The organism is Rhodococcus sp. PAE-6, assembly GCF_025290685.1.
Classification (GTDB): Bacteria; Actinomycetota; Actinomycetes; order Mycobacteriales; family Mycobacteriaceae; genus Rhodococcus; species Rhodococcus pyridinivorans.
Window position 1 is genome coordinate 117,578 of the sequence record NZ_JAOCLZ010000007.1, and the last position, 20,838, is coordinate 138,415.

The 20,838-nt window shown below is 68.1% G+C and carries 23 protein-coding genes; 12 read left to right on the top strand and 11 right to left on the bottom strand.

Going from position 1 to position 20,838, the window contains the following annotated elements:
• The first annotated feature begins 37 nt into the window (after window positions 1-37).
• From trpS to NVV99_RS15605, 3 genes are all read left to right on the top strand, one after another.
• The gene (gene trpS / locus NVV99_RS15595) at window positions 38-1,078 is read left to right on the top strand and encodes a tryptophan--tRNA ligase (protein WP_024101559.1); all 1,041 of its coding nucleotides are present in this window, start codon (window positions 38-40) and stop codon (window positions 1,076-1,078) included.
• 16 nt (window positions 1,079-1,094) lie between these two features.
• Window positions 1,095-2,123 carry a YhjD/YihY/BrkB family envelope integrity protein gene (locus NVV99_RS15600; RefSeq protein ID WP_006550122.1) on the top strand — a complete coding sequence of 343 codons (1,029 nt, stop codon included), beginning with the start codon at window positions 1,095-1,097 and terminating at the stop codon, window positions 2,121-2,123.
• A gap of 68 nt (window positions 2,124-2,191) precedes the next feature.
• Window positions 2,192-2,422: a LapA family protein gene (locus NVV99_RS15605; protein WP_231913252.1), complete on the top strand. Its 231-nt coding sequence runs from the start codon at window positions 2,192-2,194 to the stop codon at window positions 2,420-2,422.
• Between the two features lie 142 nt (window positions 2,423-2,564).
• Here NVV99_RS15605 and NVV99_RS15610 read toward each other — a convergent pair whose 3' ends face one another.
• Genes NVV99_RS15610 through sdhC form a run of 4 tightly spaced genes read right to left on the bottom strand, consistent with a single transcriptional unit; the run spans window position 2,565 to window position 5,957 of the window.
• Window positions 2,565-3,341, bottom strand: coding sequence for a succinate dehydrogenase iron-sulfur subunit (locus NVV99_RS15610; RefSeq protein WP_006550125.1), 777 nt, complete (start codon window positions 3,339-3,341; stop codon window positions 2,565-2,567).
• The gene (sdhA, locus tag NVV99_RS15615; RefSeq protein WP_024101557.1) at window positions 3,341-5,092 is read right to left on the bottom strand and encodes a succinate dehydrogenase flavoprotein subunit; all 1,752 of its coding nucleotides are present in this window, start codon (window positions 5,090-5,092) and stop codon (window positions 3,341-3,343) included. The genes NVV99_RS15610 and sdhA overlap by 1 nt, the downstream gene beginning before the upstream one ends.
• Before the next feature lie 15 nt (window positions 5,093-5,107).
• On the bottom strand, window positions 5,108-5,548 hold the full coding sequence (locus tag NVV99_RS15620; RefSeq protein WP_006550127.1) for a succinate dehydrogenase hydrophobic membrane anchor subunit: 441 nt from the start codon (window positions 5,546-5,548) through the stop codon (window positions 5,108-5,110).
• Between the two features lies 1 nt (window position 5,549).
• On the bottom strand, window positions 5,550-5,957 hold the full coding sequence (sdhC, locus tag NVV99_RS15625; protein WP_071935442.1) for a succinate dehydrogenase, cytochrome b556 subunit: 408 nt from the start codon (window positions 5,955-5,957) through the stop codon (window positions 5,550-5,552).
• 253 nt (window positions 5,958-6,210) lie between these two features.
• Here sdhC and NVV99_RS15630 point away from each other — a divergent pair, with 253 nt between their 5' ends.
• The 3 genes from NVV99_RS15630 to NVV99_RS15640 are packed head-to-tail and all read left to right on the top strand — an operon-like array spanning window position 6,211 to window position 9,048.
• Window positions 6,211-6,630 (top strand): cytidine deaminase, encoded by a 420-nt coding sequence (locus NVV99_RS15630; RefSeq protein ID WP_024101556.1) that lies wholly within the window; start codon window positions 6,211-6,213, stop codon window positions 6,628-6,630.
• Window positions 6,623-7,906, top strand: a complete 1,284-nt coding sequence (locus NVV99_RS15635; RefSeq protein WP_024101555.1) for a thymidine phosphorylase — start codon at window positions 6,623-6,625, stop codon at window positions 7,904-7,906. Before NVV99_RS15630 ends, NVV99_RS15635 begins: the two co-directional genes overlap by 8 nt.
• A gap of 56 nt (window positions 7,907-7,962) precedes the next feature.
• The gene (locus NVV99_RS15640) at window positions 7,963-9,048 is read left to right on the top strand and encodes an adenosine deaminase (protein ID WP_006550131.1); all 1,086 of its coding nucleotides are present in this window, start codon (window positions 7,963-7,965) and stop codon (window positions 9,046-9,048) included.
• 143 nt (window positions 9,049-9,191) lie between these two features.
• Here NVV99_RS15640 and NVV99_RS15645 read toward each other — a convergent pair whose 3' ends face one another.
• From NVV99_RS15645 to NVV99_RS15665, 5 genes are read right to left on the bottom strand one after another with little or no spacing between them, the layout of a single operon-like run.
• Complete coding sequence (locus NVV99_RS15645) at window positions 9,192-10,430, bottom strand: hypothetical protein (RefSeq protein WP_006550132.1); 1,239 nt, start codon at window positions 10,428-10,430, stop codon at window positions 9,192-9,194.
• Window positions 10,431-10,490: 60 nt separating this feature from the next.
• Complete coding sequence (locus tag NVV99_RS15650; RefSeq protein ID WP_024101554.1) at window positions 10,491-10,859, bottom strand: YbaB/EbfC family nucleoid-associated protein; 369 nt, start codon at window positions 10,857-10,859, stop codon at window positions 10,491-10,493.
• A complete protein-coding gene (locus tag NVV99_RS15655; RefSeq protein WP_006550134.1) occupies window positions 10,856-11,170 on the bottom strand; it encodes a hypothetical protein in 315 nt (104 codons plus the stop codon). The genes NVV99_RS15650 and NVV99_RS15655 overlap by 4 nt, the downstream gene beginning before the upstream one ends.
• Window positions 11,171-11,230: 60 nt before the next feature.
• Window positions 11,231-12,226: a C40 family peptidase gene (locus NVV99_RS15660; protein ID WP_024101553.1), complete on the bottom strand. Its 996-nt coding sequence runs from the start codon at window positions 12,224-12,226 to the stop codon at window positions 11,231-11,233.
• Complete coding sequence (locus tag NVV99_RS15665; RefSeq protein ID WP_024101552.1) at window positions 12,223-12,558, bottom strand: type VII secretion target; 336 nt, start codon at window positions 12,556-12,558, stop codon at window positions 12,223-12,225. The genes NVV99_RS15660 and NVV99_RS15665 overlap by 4 nt, the downstream gene beginning before the upstream one ends.
• Before the next feature lie 112 nt (window positions 12,559-12,670).
• On the opposite strand from NVV99_RS15665, the gene upp reads away from it, so the two are divergent.
• The gene (gene upp / locus NVV99_RS15670; RefSeq protein ID WP_024101551.1) at window positions 12,671-13,294 is read left to right on the top strand and encodes a uracil phosphoribosyltransferase; all 624 of its coding nucleotides are present in this window, start codon (window positions 12,671-12,673) and stop codon (window positions 13,292-13,294) included.
• Between the two features lie 219 nt (window positions 13,295-13,513).
• Window positions 13,514-14,161, top strand: a complete 648-nt coding sequence (locus NVV99_RS15675) for an MspA family porin (RefSeq protein ID WP_019288540.1) — start codon at window positions 13,514-13,516, stop codon at window positions 14,159-14,161.
• A 54-nt stretch (window positions 14,162-14,215) separates the two neighbouring features.
• Here NVV99_RS15675 and NVV99_RS15680 read toward each other — a convergent pair whose 3' ends face one another.
• The gene (locus NVV99_RS15680; RefSeq protein WP_024101549.1) at window positions 14,216-15,715 is read right to left on the bottom strand and encodes a phospho-sugar mutase; all 1,500 of its coding nucleotides are present in this window, start codon (window positions 15,713-15,715) and stop codon (window positions 14,216-14,218) included.
• A complete protein-coding gene (locus NVV99_RS15685) occupies window positions 15,712-16,524 on the bottom strand; it encodes a purine-nucleoside phosphorylase (RefSeq protein ID WP_006550143.1) in 813 nt (270 codons plus the stop codon). Before NVV99_RS15685 ends, NVV99_RS15680 begins: the two co-directional genes overlap by 4 nt.
• 66 nt (window positions 16,525-16,590) lie before the next feature.
• Between NVV99_RS15685 and NVV99_RS15690 the strand changes: the two genes are divergently transcribed.
• The 4 genes from NVV99_RS15690 to NVV99_RS15705 all read left to right on the top strand — a co-directional run bounded on the left by NVV99_RS15690 (window position 16,591) and on the right by NVV99_RS15705 (window position 20,797).
• Entirely contained in the window at window positions 16,591-17,289 is a 699-nt protein-coding gene (locus NVV99_RS15690) for an enoyl-CoA hydratase/isomerase family protein (RefSeq protein ID WP_024101548.1), read from the top strand.
• A 78-nt stretch (window positions 17,290-17,367) separates the two neighbouring features.
• Window positions 17,368-18,528: a M20 family metallopeptidase gene (locus NVV99_RS15695; RefSeq protein ID WP_024101547.1), complete on the top strand. Its 1,161-nt coding sequence runs from the start codon at window positions 17,368-17,370 to the stop codon at window positions 18,526-18,528.
• On the top strand, window positions 18,525-19,682 hold the full coding sequence (locus NVV99_RS15700) for a M20 family metallopeptidase (RefSeq protein ID WP_006550147.1): 1,158 nt from the start codon (window positions 18,525-18,527) through the stop codon (window positions 19,680-19,682). The genes NVV99_RS15695 and NVV99_RS15700 overlap by 4 nt, the downstream gene beginning before the upstream one ends.
• A gap of 71 nt (window positions 19,683-19,753) precedes the next feature.
• Window positions 19,754-20,797, top strand: coding sequence for an iron ABC transporter substrate-binding protein (locus tag NVV99_RS15705; RefSeq protein ID WP_024101546.1), 1,044 nt, complete (start codon window positions 19,754-19,756; stop codon window positions 20,795-20,797).
• Window positions 20,798-20,838: the final 41 nt, after the last annotated feature.

Genomic DNA, 20,838 nt, shown 5'->3' on the forward strand with positions numbered 1-20,838 from the left:
CGCAGCGCGGCGTGGCCTGCGTGGAATCATCGACGGCATGTCGAGCACTGCAGAACAGAACGCCACGAAGCCGAAGGCCCGCCCCCGTGTGCTGTCCGGCATCCAGCCCACCTCGGATTCGTTCCACCTCGGGAACTTCCTCGGGGCGCTGGCGCAGTGGGTTCCGGCGCAGGACGAGAACGACGCCTTCTACTTCATCCCCGATCTGCACGCGATCACCGTTCCGCACGAGCCGAAGCTGCTGCGCAAGCGAGTGCTCGTCTCCGTGGCGCAGTTGCTCGCGATCGGTATCGATCCGGAGAAGTCCGTGCTGTTCGTGCAGAGCCAGGTGCCCGAGCACGCCGAGCTCGCCTGGGTCCTGAGCTGCATCACCGGTTTCGGTGAGGCCAGCCGGATGACGCAGTTCAAGGACAAGTCGGCCAAGCAGGGCACCGAGCACGCCGGCGTCGGCCTGTTCACCTATCCGATCCTCATGGCCGCCGACATCCTGCTCTACCGCGCGAGCCACGTGCCGGTGGGGGAGGACCAGCGTCAGCACCTCGAACTCACGCGAGATCTCGCGCAGCGCTTCAACTCCCGCTTCGGCAAGACCTTCGTCGTCCCCGAGCCGACGATCGTGAAGGAGACCGCGAAGATCTACGATCTGCAGGATCCGACGTCGAAGATGAGCAAGTCCGCGACGACCGACGCGGGCCTGATCAATCTCCTCGACGATCCGAAGGTGTCGGCGAAGAAGATCCGCTCCGCGGTGACCGACAACGAGCGCGAGATCCGTTTCGACCGGGAGAACAAGCCCGGGGTGTCGAACCTGCTCACGATCCAGTCTGCGCTGTCGGGTCGCAGCGTCGACGAACTCGTCGCCGGCTACGAGGGCAAGGGTTACGGCGATCTGAAGGCCGACACCGCAGAGGTCCTCATCGAGTTCGTCACCCCGATCCGCACCAAGGTCGACGAGTACCTGGCCGACCCGGCCGAACTGAACCGCATTCTCGCGGGCGGCGCGGACCGCGCTCGCGAGGTCGCATCCCGCACCTTGGCGCAGGTCTATGACAAGGTGGGTTTCCTGCCGCGGACCTAGACGAAGGAGCACCCGGATGGCCGGCGAACCCGACGAGAAGCCGGGATTTCTCGAGCGTCAACGCGCGGCCCATCCCGTGCTCGACCGCATCCTCCGGGCCGGGGTTCGGTACCAGGAGAACAAGGGCGACTACTACGCGGCCGGTCTGACCTACTTCACGGTGCTGGCGATCGTCCCGATCATCATGGTCGTGTTCTCGCTGGCCGGTTTCGTGCTTGCCGGGCGACCCGAACTGCTCGACGAGATCCGGCAGGTCATCTCCGAGAACATTCCCGGTCAGCTCGGCGGCACCGTGCAGAGCCTGATCGACTCGGCGATCGAATCCCGCGGCGCGGTCGGCCTCATCGGCCTGCTCACCGCCTCGTATGCCGGTCTGGGCTGGATCACGAATCTTCGCGAAGCCCTCACCGCCATGTGGGAGCACCCGCGCGACAAGGGCAACTTCTTCGTAGTGAAGTTGCGCGACGGGGGCGCACTTCTCAGTCTCGGACTCGCGATGACCGTGTCGTTGGGGCTCTCGGCGCTGAGCAGCGGTCCGATCGCGCGCAGGATCGTCGAGCTGCTCAACATGGAGAATCTCGTCGGCATCGGCGTGGGTCTGCGAATTCTGGCTCTGGTGGCGGCCACTGCCGCCACCGGTCTGGTGTTCACCTGGGTGATCGCTCGCCTGCCCCGCGAACCCGTTCCGTTCCGCAGCGCGCTCGTCGCGGGTGCGATCGCCGGGATCGGTTTCGAACTGCTCAAGCAGACGGGTTCGATCTACCTCGAACGTGTGCTCAACGGCCCGGCGGGCGTCGCCTTCGGCCCGATCCTCGGCATCCTCGTGTTCGGTAACCTCACGGCCCGCCTGGTGCTCTTCTGCACCGCGTTCGCAGCGACGTCCCGAGCGAGCCTCGCACTCGCACACCATCCCGCACCCACGGGGGCGGTCATCACGCCTCGCCTCGAGGTGCACGAGGGTCTCGACGCGCGCCGCGGCGCCGCAATCCTCGGTGCGGGCCTGGTCGGTGGACTCCTCGCCGGGCTGCGCTTCCGGAGGAAATGAGCGAACTCCCGGGGTGAAAACTCGGTTCGGGGGTGCCGATCGTGCCGCGGACGGGCGACGATGGAGGCGTGGCAAAACAGTCGCGATCCGCCGCGCCCCAACGCGCGTTCCGGGTGACTCCGCGCAGAGCGCTCGCGGCCGTCCTGGTCCTGCTCGCTGCGCTGTTCGTTCTCCAGAACCGCAACAGTACGAGCATCGACCTCTTCTGGATCTCGCTGCAGGCACCGCTGTGGCTGGTGCTCGTCATCATCTTCGCGGTCGGGTGGGTCGCGGGCTTCCTGTTCGCACGCGGACGCTGATCCGCATCGGTGCGACCACCGGCAACGGAGCACAGGGGAGTGGGCACAGCGGAGTGGGCACAGCGGAGTGGGCACAGCGGAGTGGGCACCGACGACAGCAGGCCCGTCCCCGAAGGGACGGACCTGCTGTCGTGCGAGGTGATCAGCGAGCGAACATGAGCGCGCGCTTGACCTCCTGGATCGCCTTCGTCACCTGGATGCCACGGGGGCACGCGTCGGTGCAGTTGAAGGTGGTGCGGCAGCGCCACACGCCTTCCTTGTCGTTGAGGATGTCCAGCCGCTCGGAGGCACCCTCGTCACGCGAATCGAAGATGAACCGGTGCGCGTTGACGATCGCGGCGGGGCCGAAGTAGCTGCCGTCGCTCCAGTACACCGGGCACGAGGTGGTGCAGCACGCGCACAGGATGCACTTGGTGGTGTCGTCGAACCGGGCACGGTCGGCCTGCGACTGGATACGCTCGCGGGTCGGCTCGTTGCCGGAGGCGATGAGGAACGGCTTCACGGCGCGGTAGGCGTCGAAGAAGGGCTCCATGTCGACGACGAGGTCCTTCTCGACCGGAAGGCCACGGATCGGCTCGATCGTGATCGTGACGTCCTTGCCGTTCTTGTCCAGCATGTCCTTCATGAGGATCTTGCAGGCGAGACGGTTGACGCCGTTGACACGCATCGCGTCCGAGCCGCACACGCCGTGGGCGCAGCTGCGACGGAAGGTGAGCGTGCCGTCGAGGTAACCCTTGACGTAGCCCAACAGGTTGAGCAGACGGTCGGACGGCAGCGCCGGCACCTGGAACGAATCCCAGTGCTGACCCTTGTCGTCCTCCGGGTTGAACCGGGCGATCTTGAGGGTGACCATCGTCGCGCCCTCGGGCACGGGTGGCAGTGTCGACGCGCCCGTGTCGGTCTTCTCGATGGTTGTCATCAGTACTTACGCTCCATGGGCTCGTACCGGGTCTGGACCACCGGCTTGTAGTCCAGGCGAATGTCGGAGATCAGTTCCTCGCCCACCTTGTACGCCATGGTGTGCTTGAGGAAGTTCTCGTCGTCGCGCTTCGGGTAGTCCTCGCGGGCGTGTCCGCCACGCGATTCCTTGCGGTTCAGCGCGCCGACGACGGTGACCTCGGCCATCTCGAGGAGGAAGCCGAGCTCCAGCGCCTCGAGCAGGTCGCTGTTGTAGCGCTTGCCCTTGTCGTGGACGGTGATCTCCTTGTAACGCTTCTTCAGCTCGTGGATGTCGTTGAGCGCCTGCGTCAACGTCTCCTCGGTGCGGAACACCGACGCGTTGTTGTCCATCGTCTGCTGCAGCTCGGTGCGGATGTCGGCCACCCGCTCCTTGCCGCCCTGGTGCAGGATCAGATCGAGCCAGTCGTCGACGTACTTCGTCGGCTGCTCGGGCATCTCGACGTGCTTCGTGCTGTTGGCGTACTCCGCGGCGGCGATGCCGGCGCGACGACCGAAGACGTTGATGTCGAGCAGCGAGTTGGTGCCGAGACGGTTGGCGCCGTGGACGGACACGCACGCGCACTCGCCGGCCGCGTACAGGCCGGGCACGACGTTCTCGTTGTCGCGGAGGACCTCGCCGTCGACGTTGGTCGGGATACCGCCCATGACGTAGTGGCAGGTCGGGAACACGGGCACGAGCTCGGTGACGGGGTCGACACCGAGGTAGGTGCGGGAGAACTCGGTGATGTCGGGGAGCTTCTCCTCGAGGACGTCCTCGCCGAGGTGGGTCACGTCGATGTAGACGTAATCCTTGTTCGGTCCGGCGCCGCGACCCTCGAGCACCTCGAGCACCATCGAGCGGGCGACGATGTCGCGGGGCGCGAGGTCCTTGATGGTGGGGGCGTAGCGCTCCATGAACCGCTCGCCGTCGGCGTTGCGGAGGATGCCGCCCTCACCGCGCACGGCCTCCGAGATGAGGATGCCGAGACCGGCCAGGCCCGTGGGATGGAACTGGTGGAACTCCATGTCCTCGAGCGGGAGGCCCTTGCGGAAGATGATGCCGAGGCCGTCACCGGTGAGGGTGTGGGCGTTCGACGTCGTCTTGTACATACGGCCCGAGCCGCCCGTCGCGAAGACGATGGCCTTGGCGTGGAAGACGTGGATCTCGCCGGTCGCGAGCTCGTACGCGACGACACCCGTCGCGACGGGACCGTTCTCGGTTTCGGTGAGGGTGATGTCGAGTGCGTAGAACTCGTTGAAGAACTCGACGTCGTGCTTGACGCAGTTCTGGTACAGCGTCTGCAGAATCATGTGGCCGGTGCGGTCGGCGGCGTAGCACGCGCGACGGACCGGGGCCTTACCGTGGTCGCGGGTGTGACCACCGAAGCGACGCTGGTCGATCTTGCCCTCGGGCGTCCGGTTGAACGGAAGACCCATCTTCTCGAGGTCGAGAACGGCGTCGATGGCCTCCTTGGCCATGATCTCCGCAGCGTCCTGGTCGACCAGGTAGTCGCCACCCTTGACGGTGTCGAAGGTGTGCCACTCCCAGTTGTCCTCTTCGACGTTCGCGAGGGCGGCGCACATGCCACCCTGAGCGGCGCCGGTGTGGCTGCGGGTGGGGTAGAGCTTCGTGAGCACTGCGGTGCGCGCACGCGGGCCGGCTTCGATGGCCGCACGCATGCCGGCGCCGCCGGCGCCGACGATGACTACGTCGTAACGATGTTCCTGCATGAAGGTTCGGCTCCCCTAGCTCGCCGTGATGTTCGGGTCGAAGGTGAAGATCACGTAGGTGCCCAGGCCCATGATCAGGATCATCGACACGACGAGGATCGTGTTGAGCCAGAACCGGGTGGAGTCCTTACGTGCGTAGTCCGCGATGACGGTGCGCAGACCGTTACCGCCGTGGAGCTGTGCGAGCCACAGCATCGACAGGTCCCAGAACTGCCAGAACGGGCTGGACCAGCGGCCTGCGACGAACGCGAAGTTGATGCGGTGCACGCCGTCATCGAGCATCAGCATGATGAAGAGGTGACCGAGGACCAGGATGATCAGGGCCAGGCCGGACAGGCGCATGAACAACCAGGCGTAGAGCTCGAAGTTGTTCTTCGCGGCACGCCGCGGCGTGCGCGGGTTGTCGAGGCCTGCGGGCCGGTCGTATTCCTTACCCAGAGTCTTCGCTTCGGTCATGTCAGTGCCCCGCAAACGTGTTGAAGAGGATGCGAACGGCCGCGGGGATCATCACCACGAACCAGATCGCGAGGATCGTCCAGAGCATCACGCGCTGGTACTTCGGGCCCTTCGACCAGAAGTCCACGAGCATGACCCGCAGGCCGTTGAGTGCGTGGTACAGGACCATCGCGACCAGGCCGAGCTCCATGAGGCCGACGATCGGGTTCTTGTACGTATCGATCACCGCGTCGTAGGTCTCGGGGTTGACCCGGACGAGTGCGGTGTCGAGGACGTGGACGAAAAGGAAGAAGAATGTCGCCACGCCCGTGATCCGGTGCAATACCCAGGACCACATGCCGGGGTCTCCCCGGTAAAGCGACCGTGTGCGCCCCGCCTTTGCGGGGGCGGCTTCAGTCGTGCTGCTCATCGAGTGCTGTGCCTCCAACGTCAATGGTGGACGCGTCGAGCTGCTCCTACCTGTGGGGGATTCCGCAGTACGGGCCCGACGTGAACCTGAACCGACTTGGATCGACTCTAGACCCATCCCAAACTCGGGAACCAATCTCCTGCGCCATTCGTACAGGCCCCAAAAGCGAAGTTAGGTTTGCCTTTCCAACTGTGATCTGGCGCAGTGGGGGTCGCCTACCGTCGTCCACGCCACCGTGACAGGATGGGGAACCATGCCGGACATCGACTGGAAAATGTTGCGCGCCAAAGCACATGAGGTGATGGGTCGAGCCTACGCCCCCTACTCCGGGTTCCCGGTGGGGGCTGCCGGCCTCACCGTCGACGGTCGGATGGTCCTCGGGTGCAATGTGGAAAATGTCTCACACGGACTGGGACTGTGTGCCGAATGTGTACTCGTCGGTAACTTGTTCGCCCAGGGTGGAGGGCGTCTGCGGGCCGTCGCCGTCTGCGACTCCCGAGGCCACGTCCTGACCCCCTGCGGCCGGTGCCGGCAGGTGCTTTTCGAACACGGCGGTCCCGATCTCGAGGTCGACGCCCAGGGTGGCCCGCGTCGCCTCTGCGAGCTCCTCCCCGACGCGTTCGGCCCCGACGATCTGGCGGCCGTGCGGGAGAACGAGGACCGCCGTGCCTGACATCGTCACCGTCATCCGCCGCAAGCGCGACGGACACGAGCTCTCCGGCGCCGAGATCGACTGGGTCATCGAGGCGTTCACCCACGAGATCGTCTCCGACGCCCAGATGTCGGCCCTGGCGATGGCAGTCTGGTTTCGCGGCATGAGCCGGGTCGAGACGGCACGCTGGACCACCGCCATGATCGACTCCGGTCGTCGTCTCGATTTCTCCGCTCTCGGCCTGCGCACCGTCGACAAACACTCGACAGGCGGTGTGGGGGACAAGATCACACTGCCGCTCGCACCGCTCGTCGCGGCCTGCGGCGTCGCGGTCCCGCAATTGTCGGGCCGCGGTCTCGGTCACACCGGCGGCACCCTGGACAAGCTCGAGGCGATCCCCGGCTGGAAGGCCGATCTGACCACCGCGGAGATCGCCGAGATTCTCAGCGACCCGGCCGTCGGTGCGGTCGTGTGCGCGGCGAGTGCCGATCTCGCCCCCGCCGACCGCAAGCTCTACGCGCTGCGCGACGTCACCGGGACCGTCGAGTCGATCCCGCTCATCGCCAGCTCGATCATGAGCAAGAAGATCGCCGAGGGCACCGGAGCCCTCGTCCTCGATGTGAAGGTCGGCAGCGGCGCCTTCATGAAGGAACTCGGCGAGGCCCGCGAGCTGGCGCGCACCATGGTCGAACTCGGCACCGACGAAGGGCTGCCCACGACGGCCCTGCTCACCCGCATGGACAGCCCGCTCGGGCGCACGGCGGGCAACGCGCTCGAGGTCCGGGAGGCCGTCGAGGTGCTCGCCGGCGGCGGACCCGACGACGTCGTCGAGCTGACCCTGGCCCTGGCCCGCGAGATGCTCGCCGCCGCCGGTGTCGACGATGTCGATCCCGCCGACCGACTGCGCGACGGCACCGCAATGGACCGGTGGAACGCGATGATCGCCGCCCAGGGCGGCGACCCCGCGGCGCCGTTGCCGGTCGCGACCCACACCGAGACCTTCCACGCCGACGCGGACGGGGTGGTCTCCGAACTCGACGCGTACAAGGTCGGTATCGCCGCCTGGCGGCTCGGAGCCGGTCGCGAACGGCAGGGTCAGGACGTGCAGCCCGGGGCCGGTATCGAACTGCACGCGGTCCTCGGTGATCGCGTCCGCGCGGGGCAGCCGATCGCGACGCTGCACACCGACACTCCGGGACGTATCCCCGACGCGCTCGCCGCCCTCCGCGGCGGTGTCCGAATCTCCGACACGGCCCCCGTTCGGCAGCCGCTCGTGATCGAACGGATCCGGGCGTAGGGGCTCGGTGGCCGGAGACCGAGCGGAACCGGCCGCCGCCGACTACCGTCCCGATCATGAACGGCCGTCTGACTCCCGAACTCGTTCGCACCGCACCCAAAGTGGTCCTACACGATCACCTGGACGGCGGACTCCGTCCCCGGACGGTCCTCGAACTCGCGGACGCGTGCGGGTGGTCGTTGCCCGCGGACACCGAAGCGGATCTCGCCCGCTGGTTCCGCGAATCCGCCGACAGTGGGTCGCTCGAGCGCTATCTCGAGACCTTCGAGCACACCGTCGCCGTGATGCAGACGGCAGAAGGACTCGAACGCGTCGCACGCGAGTGCGTCCTCGACCTCGCCGACGACGGCGTGGTGTACGCCGAGGTGCGGTTTGCGCCCGAGCAGCACCTGGAGAAGGGACTGTCTCTGGACGAGGTCGTCGAGCGCGTCCTCGAAGGCTTCCGAGCCGGGGAATCGGAGGTGGCCGCCGGTGGTCGTCGCATCCGGGTGCGCTGCCTGCTCACTGCGATGCGGCACGCTGCACGCTCGTTGGAGATCGCCGAACTCGCCGTGCGCTTCCGGGACCGCGGCGTGGCGGGATTCGACATCGCCGGCGCCGAAGCGGGCAACCCGCCCAGCCGTCATCTCGACGCCTTCGAGTACACCCGCGCGGCCAACGCGCACTTCACGATCCACGCCGGTGAGGCGTTCGGGCTCCCGTCCATCCACGAAGCGGTCGCCTTCTGCGGCACCGACAGACTCGGCCACGGTGTGCGCATCGTCGACGACATCGAAGTGCACGACGACGGAACCGCCACTCTGGGCCGGCTCGCGAACTACATCCGCGACAAGCGCATCCCCCTCGAACTGTGCCCGTCGTCGAACGTGCAGACCGGCGCGGTGCGCACGCTCGCCGAGCATCCCTTCGACCTGCTGGCCCGCCTGCGCTTCCGCGTCACCGTCAACACCGACAACCGGTTGATGAGCGACACCACGATGACGCAGGAGATGGTGCGGCTCGTCGAGACCTTCGACTACAGCTGGGTCGACCTCGAACGGTTCACGATCAACGCGATGAAGTCGGCCTTCCTCCCGTTCGACCAGCGACTGGAACTGATCGACGACGTCATCAAGCCTGGATACGCCGTCCTCGTCGGGTAGAGACCGCGACCCGAAGATACCTCTATGGGTGCGCGGGGCGGGAAATGGTCATCGGAGCGCGTTACAACGCGCTCTTGTGACCACTTCGCGCGCCGGAGTGCCCAAGTGGAGCTGCCGTCAGTGCCGACCCGACGCGACCCGCGTCAGTGCCGACGCAGTCGCGCTTCGAACTCGCGCTCGAGCTCGCGCCAGGCGAGGGATTCGGTGTCGAACGGCGGCTTGGGTGCCGTGCGTCCCGAGTCGGGTTCGATCACGTGGTTGACGAACCAGCCGAGTTCCGTGGACGCGGCGAGCGCGGCCTCCGTCGAGTCGTCGTCCGCGAAGTTCGCTGCGTCGACGAACAACTCGACCGCGAGTTCGAGCTGGTCGGGGTCGACGGCCGCAACACCCTGAGCGATGTCGTCGGCGATCCCGGTGAGCACATAGACGTTGTCGTCGGTGACCGTCACGTCGAGCGATCCGTCGACGGCGGCGAGCTGGATCTCCGTGTACGGCTCGAGCGTCGCGAGGTCGTGGTCGTGGTTGTCGGCGAGGTGGCGGGCCAGCGCGCGCTCGGACGGGAAGACGTCGATCGTGCCGTCGTGGCCGAGGAAGACGGCGTCGTCGTTCACGTAGCACCGCAGCGAGTACCAGGTGCCGTCGGTCGTGATGATCCGGATGGGATCGATGCCGACCCGGGCCCAGAACTCGTAGCCGTCGTCCTCGTCATCGGTGTCGATGAACTCGTACTCGTCGTCGGCGTCGACGTCCTCGACCGTGTCGTCGGCCTCGACCTCGTTCTCGTCGACCGCGACGAGCTCGGATTCGATCTCGGCGACCACGGCGGCATCGACGTCGGGAGTGGAGATCACGGCGTCGAGCGCGTCGATCACGCCGTCCCAGTCCTGCGCGACCGCGGTCCCGACGCGATTCCACAGGTCGAGGCCCTCACGCGTGCGGAAGGCCGAGACACCGTGCTGCAACAGGAGGTCGATCTCCTCGCGTTCGAAGAACTTCGTCACGACGTCGAGATCGCAGACGTCGCCGAGGATGCTCACGATGTCGAAGGTGTCCTGCAGCTCGGACACCGACACGGGATCCGGATCGTCGGCCACGAGTTCGGGGACGCCGACGAGGTCGTAGGTGTGCGGTTCGTCGGGTTCGAACTCCGAGGCCGCAAGCTTGGACACGATCGGCCACGCCTCGTGCTCGACGAGGTCGTTGTCGGCACCCGAACGCACGAACGCTACGAGCTCGGGGACCGACGGGAAGGCGTACAGATCGTCGCCGTGGCCGAGGAATGCCTCCCACTCGTCGTCGCCTTCGCGCCAGCGCGGCGCCCAGAGCGTCACGAGGTTGCCGTCGGTGAGACCGAGCTCGATCGGGACGATGTCTCCAGCCATGGCGCGAAGCCTAGCCATGTCGGCGCCGAGAATATAGCCGGGGGCGGCTCGCTATCGGTTTCATCGCGTTACCGGACGGTCGCCGACGGTGACCGGGTGGTGACCGACGGCGACCGGACCGGCGTCGCTCGCGTCGAGGGCCGCGCGGAGCTCGTCCATCGCGGAGACGCGCGCGGCAGCGGCCTGCCGTGCGGCGTCGTGCACGGTCGCGAGAATCACCGCGGCCAGTTCGCGGGGGTTGGTGCCGCCGATCGGCTCGGCCAGCTCGAGTCCTTCGAGCGCTCCCGAACCGTCCACACGGGCGGTCACGCGTCCGTCGGGACTGCTCGCGGTGCCCCGGACCGCGCCGAGCCTCTCCACCGTGCGTTCGAGCGCATCGAGCCGGACGTGGGCTCGGTCGACGATCGCCTCCACCATCGGTTCGCTCATCGAACGAGACTTCCACGACGATCGGTCGGTCCGTCCGCCAGGTCGGCGCGGGACGGCAGCCGCATCCGGTCGAGGATCTCGCGGGGGACACCTTCGGCGGCGAGGCGTTCGCCGCGGACCACCGCGGCCTCGAGAGCGGCCTGCCGGTTCAAGGCGAGGATCTGATCGGCCAGTTGCCTTGCTCCGTAACGTAACTCGCGGGGGTCGATGCGAAGGTCCACGGGTAGTCCACCGTCCGTCGTGCGCACCGAGATCGTCCCGGCCCGGTTGTGGGCAGTGGCCGTGATCGGTTCCGTCGTTGTGCTGTCCATATCGGGTTGGACGCAGCGCGAGCCCGGCCGGTTCCCGCCCGGTGCGGAGATTCTCCGGAATCAGCCGGCGGTCGGGCGGTAGACACCGTGGAAGGCCATTCCACCGTTGCTGGTGCGCATCGGCGTCACGGAGACGGGGTCGCCCGCCTCGACCATGAGGCCGTTGCCCACCACCATCGCCACGTGCCCGTCCCACACGACGAGGTCTCCGGGCAGGGCGGCCGCAGGATCCACCCGTGTGCCGACGTCCTGTTCCTGGGCCAACCGCGGCAGTTCGACCCCGGCCTGCGCGTAGGCGTACTGCGTCAGTCCGCTGCAGTCGAGGCCGGAGCCGGGACTCGTGCCGCCCCACACGTACGGGGTGCCCTGCTGGGCGAGGGCGTGACGCACCGCTGCCGCAGCGGTCTCGTTCGGTGCCAGGCTGACGCTGCCGTCCGGAAGCCGCACCTCCACGCCCGTCGAGAGCCCTCCACCGAAGGTGTGGAGCGAACGTGGCTCGTCGCCGGCCGGGTCGGGGCCGGGATGGTGGCCGGAGTCGATCGGGGGAGCGGAGGGCTCGGGTGGAAGGAGTGCGGACGCCCGATCCGTCAGCTCCGCGAGCGTTCCGGTCACCTGTGTCAGCACGTCCAGCCCGGCGACGAGGTGGTCGATCGCCACTGCGAGGAGCGCGAGCTGCCCCTGTGGAAGCGACGTCGCGGGTGCGGCCTGCTCGGCGAAGGTGACGAACGAGTCGACGAGACGAGCGATCTCGGCCGCACCGGTGACCACCGTGACGGTCGCCTCGAGCGCGATCCCGGCCAGTGCCGACCCACGATCGGCCGCCGCGAGGACGTCGGCGAGGACCTGCTCGGCACTCGCGATCGCCTGCGAGGCGGCCGGGCCACCCCAGGCCCAGGCGAGCTCGGCGACAGCGTCGCGCCCGGTCGCATGTACCTCCTCGGCCCACTGCGCACCGATGCGCACCATCTCGCCCGGATCGACGCCGGGTGGCAGCGCGGTGCCGAACGCGTCGAGCAGGCCGGTCAGCGGAGCGACGAGCAGATCCCCTCCGATCACAGTGACTCCACGACGGAGTCGAGTCGTGCGGCGGTGTCGTCGGTGGTGTGCTCGTAGGCGGCCACGGAGGCCTTCGCGGCGTCTCCCATTCCGCCGAGCAGGTCGCCGAGCCGGCCGAGATCGCGCACGTGCGCGGAGTGGGTCGCGGTGAGAGCGGCGAGCACGGGTGCCCCGATCGGACCCAGTGCGGCGCTCAGCGCCGAGGGGTCGCCGTGCCGTGTCCGTTCGGCGGCCTCGTGCAGGCGCGCGGCGAGTTCGACGGCGTCGTCGCCGAACCTCCCGACGGCACTCGTGTCGATCCGTATCGCGTCCCTACCGGAGTTCTCGGTCACCTCGTCGCCTCTCGCGTCGTTGATGTGGGATTCGGCACCTTCGGAGGGTTCCGTCCCTGCCTGGTTCGACGCACCCGACTGCCGATCGGTTCCGTCGTTCTATCCTTCGGACATGGATTCGCTCGTCGTCGACCATCCGCTCGCTGCTTCGCTCCTGACCATCCTTCGCGACGAACGCAGCGACAACGCTGCCTTCCGGCACGCGTTGAGGCGGCTCACCCAGATGCTCGTCTACGAGGCGGTGCGCGATGCGCCCACCGAGACGTTCGACGTCAAGACGCCGGTCGCGGTGACGACGGGGGTACGGTTGCAGCAGCCTCCGCTGCTCGTCCCGGTTCTTCGCGCCGGCCTCGGCATGGTCGAACAGGCCCACGCCCTGATTCCCCAGGCGCAGGTCGGTTTCGTCGGTCTCGCTCGTGACGAGAAGACCTTCGAGCCGGTGCCCTATCTGGAGTCGTTGCCGGAGGACCTGTCGGGTCTTCCCGTCTTCGTGCTCGACCCGATGCTCGCGACCGGGGGGTCGATGGTGCACACTCTCGACATCCTCGCCCAGCGCGGTGCCACGGATATCACCGCGATCTGTGTGGTCGCGGCGCCGCAGGGCGTCGAGGCCCTTGCTGCCTCGGGTCATCCGGTCCGGTTGGTCACGGCGTCGGTCGATGAAGGTCTCAACGAGAACAAGTACATCGTGCCGGGTCTCGGCGATGCGGGGGACAGGCAGTTCGGGCCGCGATAAACCGCGCGTCGTGTGTTACTCGTGTGACTGACGGTACGGATGTGACACCCGACCGCAGTCATCTCGTTATCGAAAAACAACCCGCAGGTCTCGATTTCTTCTTACGCTCGGTGTGCTCCGTGTGAAGTCCACTGCGTAGGTACAGCCAGAGATGGGGTCGGCGGAATGGCAAGAATCCTCTCCCGCAATCTGATTCGTGGAAGTGTCAGAGCGGCTTCGGTGGGCGCGGTCGCCGTCCTCGCCGCAGTGACGAGTCACGGCACGGCTGCGGCCGCTGTCGACAACTCGCGCATCCTCCCGTTGGACGGAGGGCACGCGATCGAAGTGATCCAGGCCGACACCTCGACACAGTCGGTGCCGCCGCTCGACAGCTCACCGCTGAGTGTCGAGTTCTTCCACGACGAGATTGCTACCGTTCGGATCACCGGTCCGAACGCGGCGAACTTCGTCGGGACGGCGGTGGAGGTCGGTTTCCAGGTCGGCTACCCGGTCGCGCTGCCGGGGGCGACGGTCACCGTCATCACTCCGAGCCTGTCCTGGGGTGTGGACAACGGTGCGGCCATCGGCCTCTCGCTCGACAACGAAGGTGGTGCCTCGCTCGATCTCGGCTTGGAGGCGGGTGGTTCGCTCAGCGGCGACATCATCCCGTCCCAGGAGATCGAGATCCCGCTCGAGCCGGGCGGCATCACGTCCGTCCCGATCGTCGAGGGCTTCGAGTTCGACGGCAGCTCGACGACCATCCGGATCGCCGGCGTGCACGGCTCGGTCTCGGGAGCCATCGGGCCGGTGATGATCCGTCCGTACCTGAAGGCTGTCACCGCCGACCGGAACACCGTCGTCACTTACGGTGTGCCGCAGCAGGTTTGATTGCAGCAGCAGGTCTGATCGAATCGGATCCTGACCCGGCCGGATCCGGCCGGGTCAGGGGTTCTCGTCACCGAGCGAGGCCGCCCATCCGCGCAGGGCGTCGAGTATCGCTTCCGCCGCCGGGCGGTCCCGCTCCGTGACCACCTCCAGGTAGACCTTGAGCTTCGGTTCGGTGCCCGAGGGGCGCACCACCACGCGCACCCTCGGCCCGCCCGCGACGTCCTCGCGACTCTCGAAGACGAGAGCGTCGGTGTGCATCGGTCCCGGGCTCTCGGCGAGATCGGTCGCGGTCACCTCCAGACCCGCGAGGGTCGTCGGCGGCTCCGCACGCAGTCGCGTCATCACGGTGCCGATGCGCTGCAGGTCGTCGACGCGGATCGACACCTGATCGCCGACGTGGACACCGAGTTCGCGATGCAGGTCGTCGAGTGCGTCGAGCAGTGTCCGGCCGGCCTGCTTCAAATCGGCCGCGTAGTCGGCGACCATGACGGCGGTCGCGATGCCGTCCTTGTCGCGCACAGCGTCCGGATCGACGCAGTGCCCGATCGCCTCCTCGTACGCGTAGACGAGGCCGTCACCGGCGCGGGCGAGCCACTTGAAACCCGTGAGCGTCTGCGCATATCGCGCGCCGCGTGCGGTCGCGAGTCGCCCCAGCATGGTCGACGAGACAATGGTGGTCGCGACCAGTGAGCCGGGCGGTGACGACGCGAGGATCCGGTCGCCGAGCAGGACCCCGGTCTCGTCGCCGCGCAGCATCGTCCATCCCCGCGGGCCCGGGACACCGACGGCGCAACGATCGGCATCGGGATCGAGCGCCAGGGCGATGTCGGCGTCGACCTCGGCCGCCAGCGCGAGCAGAGCCTCTGTTGCGCCCGGTTCCTCGGGGTTGGGGAAGGCGACGGTGGGAAACGCCGGGTCGGGTGCGAACTGGGACGCCACGACGTGGATGTCGTCGAATCCCGCGGAACGCAGGGCCGCGACTGCCATCTCGCCGCCGACACCGTGCAGTGCCGTCAGGGCGATGCGCATGCCTCGGTGCGGTGAGCGGGGGAGCGACGCGACCCGGGCGAGATAGCGGTCGACGAGGTCGTCACCCGACGGCGCGACCGGCATCCGGGGCACGTCCGCGGCGGAACCGACGGCGTCGATCGCCGTTTCGATCTCCCGATCGGCGGGTGCGGCCAGTTGCGCTCCGTCGGCGAGATAGACCTTGTACCCGTTGTCGGCGGCGGGATTGTGCGATGCCGTGATCTGCACGCCCGCAACGGCGCCCAGCGCCCGTACCGCGAAGGCGGTCACCGGGGTGGGGAGCGGCTCTCCGAAGGCGACGACCTCGAAGCCGGCCGCGGCGAGAACCTCTGCCGCGGCGGTGTGGAATTCCGCCGAGCCCGTACGGGCGTCGCGGCCGACGACGACGGTGCCGTCGCCCTGCCCGTTCGCCTCGAGCCACGCCGCGAGTCCGGCGGTGGTGCGGACGACGACGGGTACGTTCATGCAGTCCGGTCCGTCGCCGACCGGGCCGCGCAACCCCGCGGTGCCGAATCGCAGCGTCACAGCCGGGCCGCCAGATCGCGCAGAAGATCGCCCATCCGGGTCGCGGCCGCACGACCCGCGGCCAGTACCTCGGTGTGGTCGAGGGGAGCGCCGGTGATGCCGGCCGCGGCGTTGGTCACCAGCGAGACCGCGAGCACGCGCGCTCCGGCCGCGCGCGCCGCGATGGTCTCGTGGACCGTGGACATGCCGACGAGGTCGGCGCCGAGGGTGCGCAGCATCCGGATCTCCGCCGGGGTCTCGTAGTGCGGCCCGGGCAGACCGGCGTAGACCCCTTCGCGCAGCGACGGATCGATCTCGCAGGCGAGTGCACGAAGATCCGGCGAGTAGGCGTCGACGAGGTCGACGAACTGGGCACCCACCAGCGGCGAGCGACCGGTGAGATTGAGATGGTCCGAGATGAGAACCGGTTGTCCCACGGAGAACTCGGGATCGATGCCGCCCGCCGCATTGGTGAGGACGACGGTGCGGGCACCCGCTGCGACTGCCGTGCGCACGGGATGGACGACGCGGGCGAGGTCGTGCCCCTCGTAGGCGTGGATGCGGCCGGCGAGGACGAGGACGGCGTTGTCACCGGCGCGCACGGAGTGGATGTTCCCGGCATGCCCTGCCGCCGTCGGCGGTGCGAAGCCGGGCAGCTCGCTCATCGGGATCGTGGCGACGGGGATGCCGAAACTCTCGACTGCGGCCCGCCAGCCGGACCCGAGGACGACGGCGACGGAGTGTTCGGCGACCCCCGTCCGTTCGGCGAGAGCGGCGGCTGCGGCGTCGGCGGCCGCGGTGGGGTCGAAGACGTGATCGGGTTCTCCCATGGCATCGGACCCTAATCGCTCACAGCTTGTTACTCGTGGGTAAGTAGGCGCGGTATGCTGACGCGCATGCCTTACCTCGAACGTGACGGCGACGTCTTCGTCCTGCATCTCGGTGACCGTGACGCGGAGGTCTCCGAGAACCGGTTCCACCCCGATCGTCTCGCCGCGATCCACTCCCTCCTCGACGAGGTGGAAGCGCACGACGGACCCGCCGCCCTCGTGACCGCGGCGACCGGAAAGTTCTGGAGCAACGGACTCGACATCGACTGGGTCGGCGCGAACCTGCCGGATCTGCCGGGCTATCTGGACTCCGTCCACGCCCTCTATGTGCGGCTGCTCACCTTCCCGGCGGCGACGGTCGCGGCCGTGCAGGGGCACGCCTTCGGTGCCGGCGCGATGCTCGCGCTCGTGCACGACTTCCGGGTGATGCGCGGCGACCGCGGCTACTGGTGTCTGCCCGAGGTGCAGCTGAACATGCCGTTCACCGTCGGGATGTCCGCGCTGATCCGTTCCCGCCTGCCGATCCAGACGGCGGTCGAGGCCATCACCACCGGCCGTCGCTACGGCGGTGAGGACGCCGTGGCCGCGGGCATCGCCGAGCAGGCCGTCACCGGTGACGCCGTGCTCTCAACGGCGGTCGAGCGCGCAGCGGCGCTCACCGCCACCCGCGGGCCGAATCTGTCGGGCATCAAGCGCGGTCTGCACGCGCCGCTGATCTCGGCACTGGAGATCCGGACCGACGCGTCGAACTTCCGGTTCGGCTGATCGCCCCGCCGCGAAGTCGACGAACCGGTCGTACGCGCCGATCGATCGGGACGCGGTGAGCATGACAGACTGGACCCCGTGACGACCGACTACGCCACGGCGATCGAGGCTGCTTCCGACACCCTCGTCGGCCTGTCGCATTCCATCCACGCCGAACCGGAACTCGCGTTCGAGGAACACCGGAGCGCCGCAAAGATCGTCGAGGTGCTGCGCGACCACGATTTCGAGGTCACCACCGGCATCGCCGACCTGCCCACCGCCTTCGATGCGCGGTTCGGCAGCGGCGAACTCGTCCTCGCGTTCTGCGCCGAGTACGACGCACTGCCGGGCATCGGGCACGCGTGCGGCCACAACATCATCGCGGCGTCGGCCGTGGGCGCCGGGATCGGTCTCGCTGCGCTCGCCGACGAACTCGACGTGACCGTCCGCGTCATCGGAACCCCCGCGGAGGAAACCGGCGGCGGCAAGGTCCTCATGCTCGAACGCGGCGTCTTCGACGGCGTCGGTGCGGCGATGATGGTGCATCCCGGCCCGTTCGACATCACCGGGGCGACGTCGCTCGCCCTCGCCGACATCGCCGTCGAGTACGACGGCCGCGAGGCGCACGCCTCCGCGGCCCCCGAATACGGGCTCAACGCTGCCGACGCTGCGACCGTCGCCCAGGTCGCGGTCGGACTGCTGCGGCAGCACCTGCATCCCGGGCAACAGATCCACGGCATCGTCGCGCAGGGCGGGACGGCACCGAACATCGTGCCCAGCCACACCGAACTGCTGTACTACCTGCGGGCCGGGACGAGCGAACTCCTCGACGACCTCGTCGACCGCGCACGCAACTGCTTCGCCGCCGGGGCGCTGGCCACCGGATGCAACCACCGGATCCGGACGGTCTCGCCGACCTATACCGAACTCACTCCCGATCCGTGGCTGGTGCAGGCATATCGTGAGGAGATCATCGATCTCGGGCGCCGACCGCTGCCCGTCGAGGAGGAAGGAGCGCGCCCCCTGGGCAGTACCGACATGGGAAACGTGACGAACGTGGTGCCGGGAATCCATCCGGTCATCGGACTCGACTCCGGTGGCGCGGTGACACATCAGGCTGCATTCGCGGCCGCGTGTGTCACCGAGTCCGCCGATCGGGCAGTACTCGACGGAGCGCGTGCGCTCGCAGCGACCGCCGTACGCGCGGCGACCGATCCGGTCCACCGGGCACGGCTCCTCGAACAGGCCGGCCGTCGATGAACCCCTACGTCGAGAAGTGGTTGGACCGCCACACCGAGGACCTCTCGCTCTGGCGCCGTCACATCCATGCGAATCCCGAGCTCGCCCGGCAGGAGTACGCCACCACCGAGTTCGTCGCGAAGCACCTGCGCGCGGCCGGACTGGAGCCGAAGGTCCTGCCTCGCGGCACCGGCCTGATCTGCGATCTCGGTCCGACCGGCGGACCGCGCATCGCCCTGCGTGCAGACATGGACGCCCTGCCGATGCAGGAGGCCACCGGTCTGCCGTTCGAATCCACCGTCCCCGGTGTCTCGCACGTGTGTGGGCACGACGCCCACACCACCGTCGTGCTCGGTGCAGGTCTGGCGCTGGCCTCGATGCCCGAATTGCCGATCGGTGTCCGGCTGGTCTTCCAGCCCGCGGAGGAGGTCATGCCGGGCGGAGCGCTCGACGTCGTCGCGGCGGGCGGACTCGACGGGGTCGCGCGGATCTTCGCCTTGCACTGCGACCCTCGTCTCGAGGCGGGCAAGGTCGGTATGCGGGTCGGGGCGATCACCTCGGCGGCCGACACTGTCGAACTCGTCCTCGACTCACCCGGTGGGCACACCTCCCGGCCGCACCTGACCGGCGATCTCGTCTACGGCCTCGGTGCCGTCATCACGGGTCTTCCCGGCATGCTCAGCCGTCGCATCGATCCGCGCACCGGCACCGTCATGGTGTGGGGTGCGGTCAGCGCCGGCAAGGCACCGAACGCGATCCCGCGCACCGGCATGCTCGCGGGCACCGTCCGCACCGGCGACCACGACACCTGGCAGCTGCTCGAACCGATGGTCCGCGAGATCGTGCACGGTCTGCTCGCGCCCACCGGTGTCAGCTACGAACTGAACTATCGCCGCGGCGTGCCGCCGGTGGTCAACGACGAGGTGTCGGCGCGCATGTTCGAGGACGCGATCCGCGCGACCGGCCCCGACGCCCTCGCGGACACCCCACAATCCGGTGGGGGAGAAGACTTCTCGTGGTATCTCGAACACGTCCCCGGCGCCATGGGGCGGCTCGGGGTGTGGCCGGGGGTCGGGCCCGAACTCGACATCCACCAGCCCACCTTCGATCTCGACGAGCGGGCGCTGGCCGTGGGTGTGCGGGTGATGACGAATCTGGTTCTCGGCGCTGCGTGACGCAGCCCGAAATAAGCTCAGGCTTACCTGAACGGTAGGATGTGTGAGCTCACCCATACCAGGAGGAATCGATGTCCCTTCGACACCGGATCGGCGCAGGGCTGACGGCAGCCACGCTCGTCGCCGTTCTCGCCGCGTGCAGCGACAGCGGCTCGGGCGACACCACCCCGGACGCTTCGAACGGGGAGGCGCTCACGCTCTATTCCGGGCGTAGCGAGAACCTGGTGGGCCCGCTCGTCGAACAACTCGAAGGCACTCTCGGTTTCCCGATCGACGTCGTCTACGGCGGCACGCCGGAGATCACGGGCAAGCTCGTCGAAGAAGGTGCCGCATCGCCCGCCGATGTGGTCTTCAGCCAGGATGCCGGCGCGCTCGGTCTGCTCGACCGTTCGGGTCTGCTCGAGCAGCTGCCCGCGAGTGTGACGAATCAGGTGCCCGAGAACTACCGCGCGGAGGACGGCACCTGGGTCGCCACCTCTGCACGGGCTCGCGTCCTGGTCTACAACGACGACAAGGTGCAGCCGCAGGACCTGCCGAGCGGGATCGACGGGCTCCTCGACCCGAAGTGGAAGGGCCAGGTGGGCTTCGCGCCGACCAATGCGTCGTTCCAGTCGTTCGTGACCGGACTCCGTGTCTCCCGGGGCGAGGACGGTGCCCGCGAATGGCTCGAGGCGTTCAAGGCCAACGAACCGGTCGCCTTCGAAGGCAACGGACCTCTCATGGAGGGCGTCGACACCGGCCAGGTGACCCTCGGCCTCACCAATCACTACTACTGGTACGGGCTCGCGGACGAGAAGGGCGCCGACAACCTTGCCGTGCAGCTCCACTTCTTCGACGCGGGCGATCCCGGTGCCCTGGTGAACATCGCCGGCGCCGCGGTGCTCGCCACTACCGACCAGCGCGAGCAGGCCGAGCAGTTCGTGGCAGCGTTGCTCTCGCCCGAGTCGCAGACCTATTTCGCCGACGAGACCGCGGAGTATCCGATAGTCGAGGGGACCGAAACCCAGACCGACCTGCGTCCGCTCTCCGAGATCGGGACCTCCGACATCGAACTGGCCGAACTGGCGTCCTTGGCCGAGACACAGGCGCTCCTGCAGGAACTGGAATTCATCTGATCACCCTCGTTACCCCGCGCGACGGCACCCGACACGGCCGG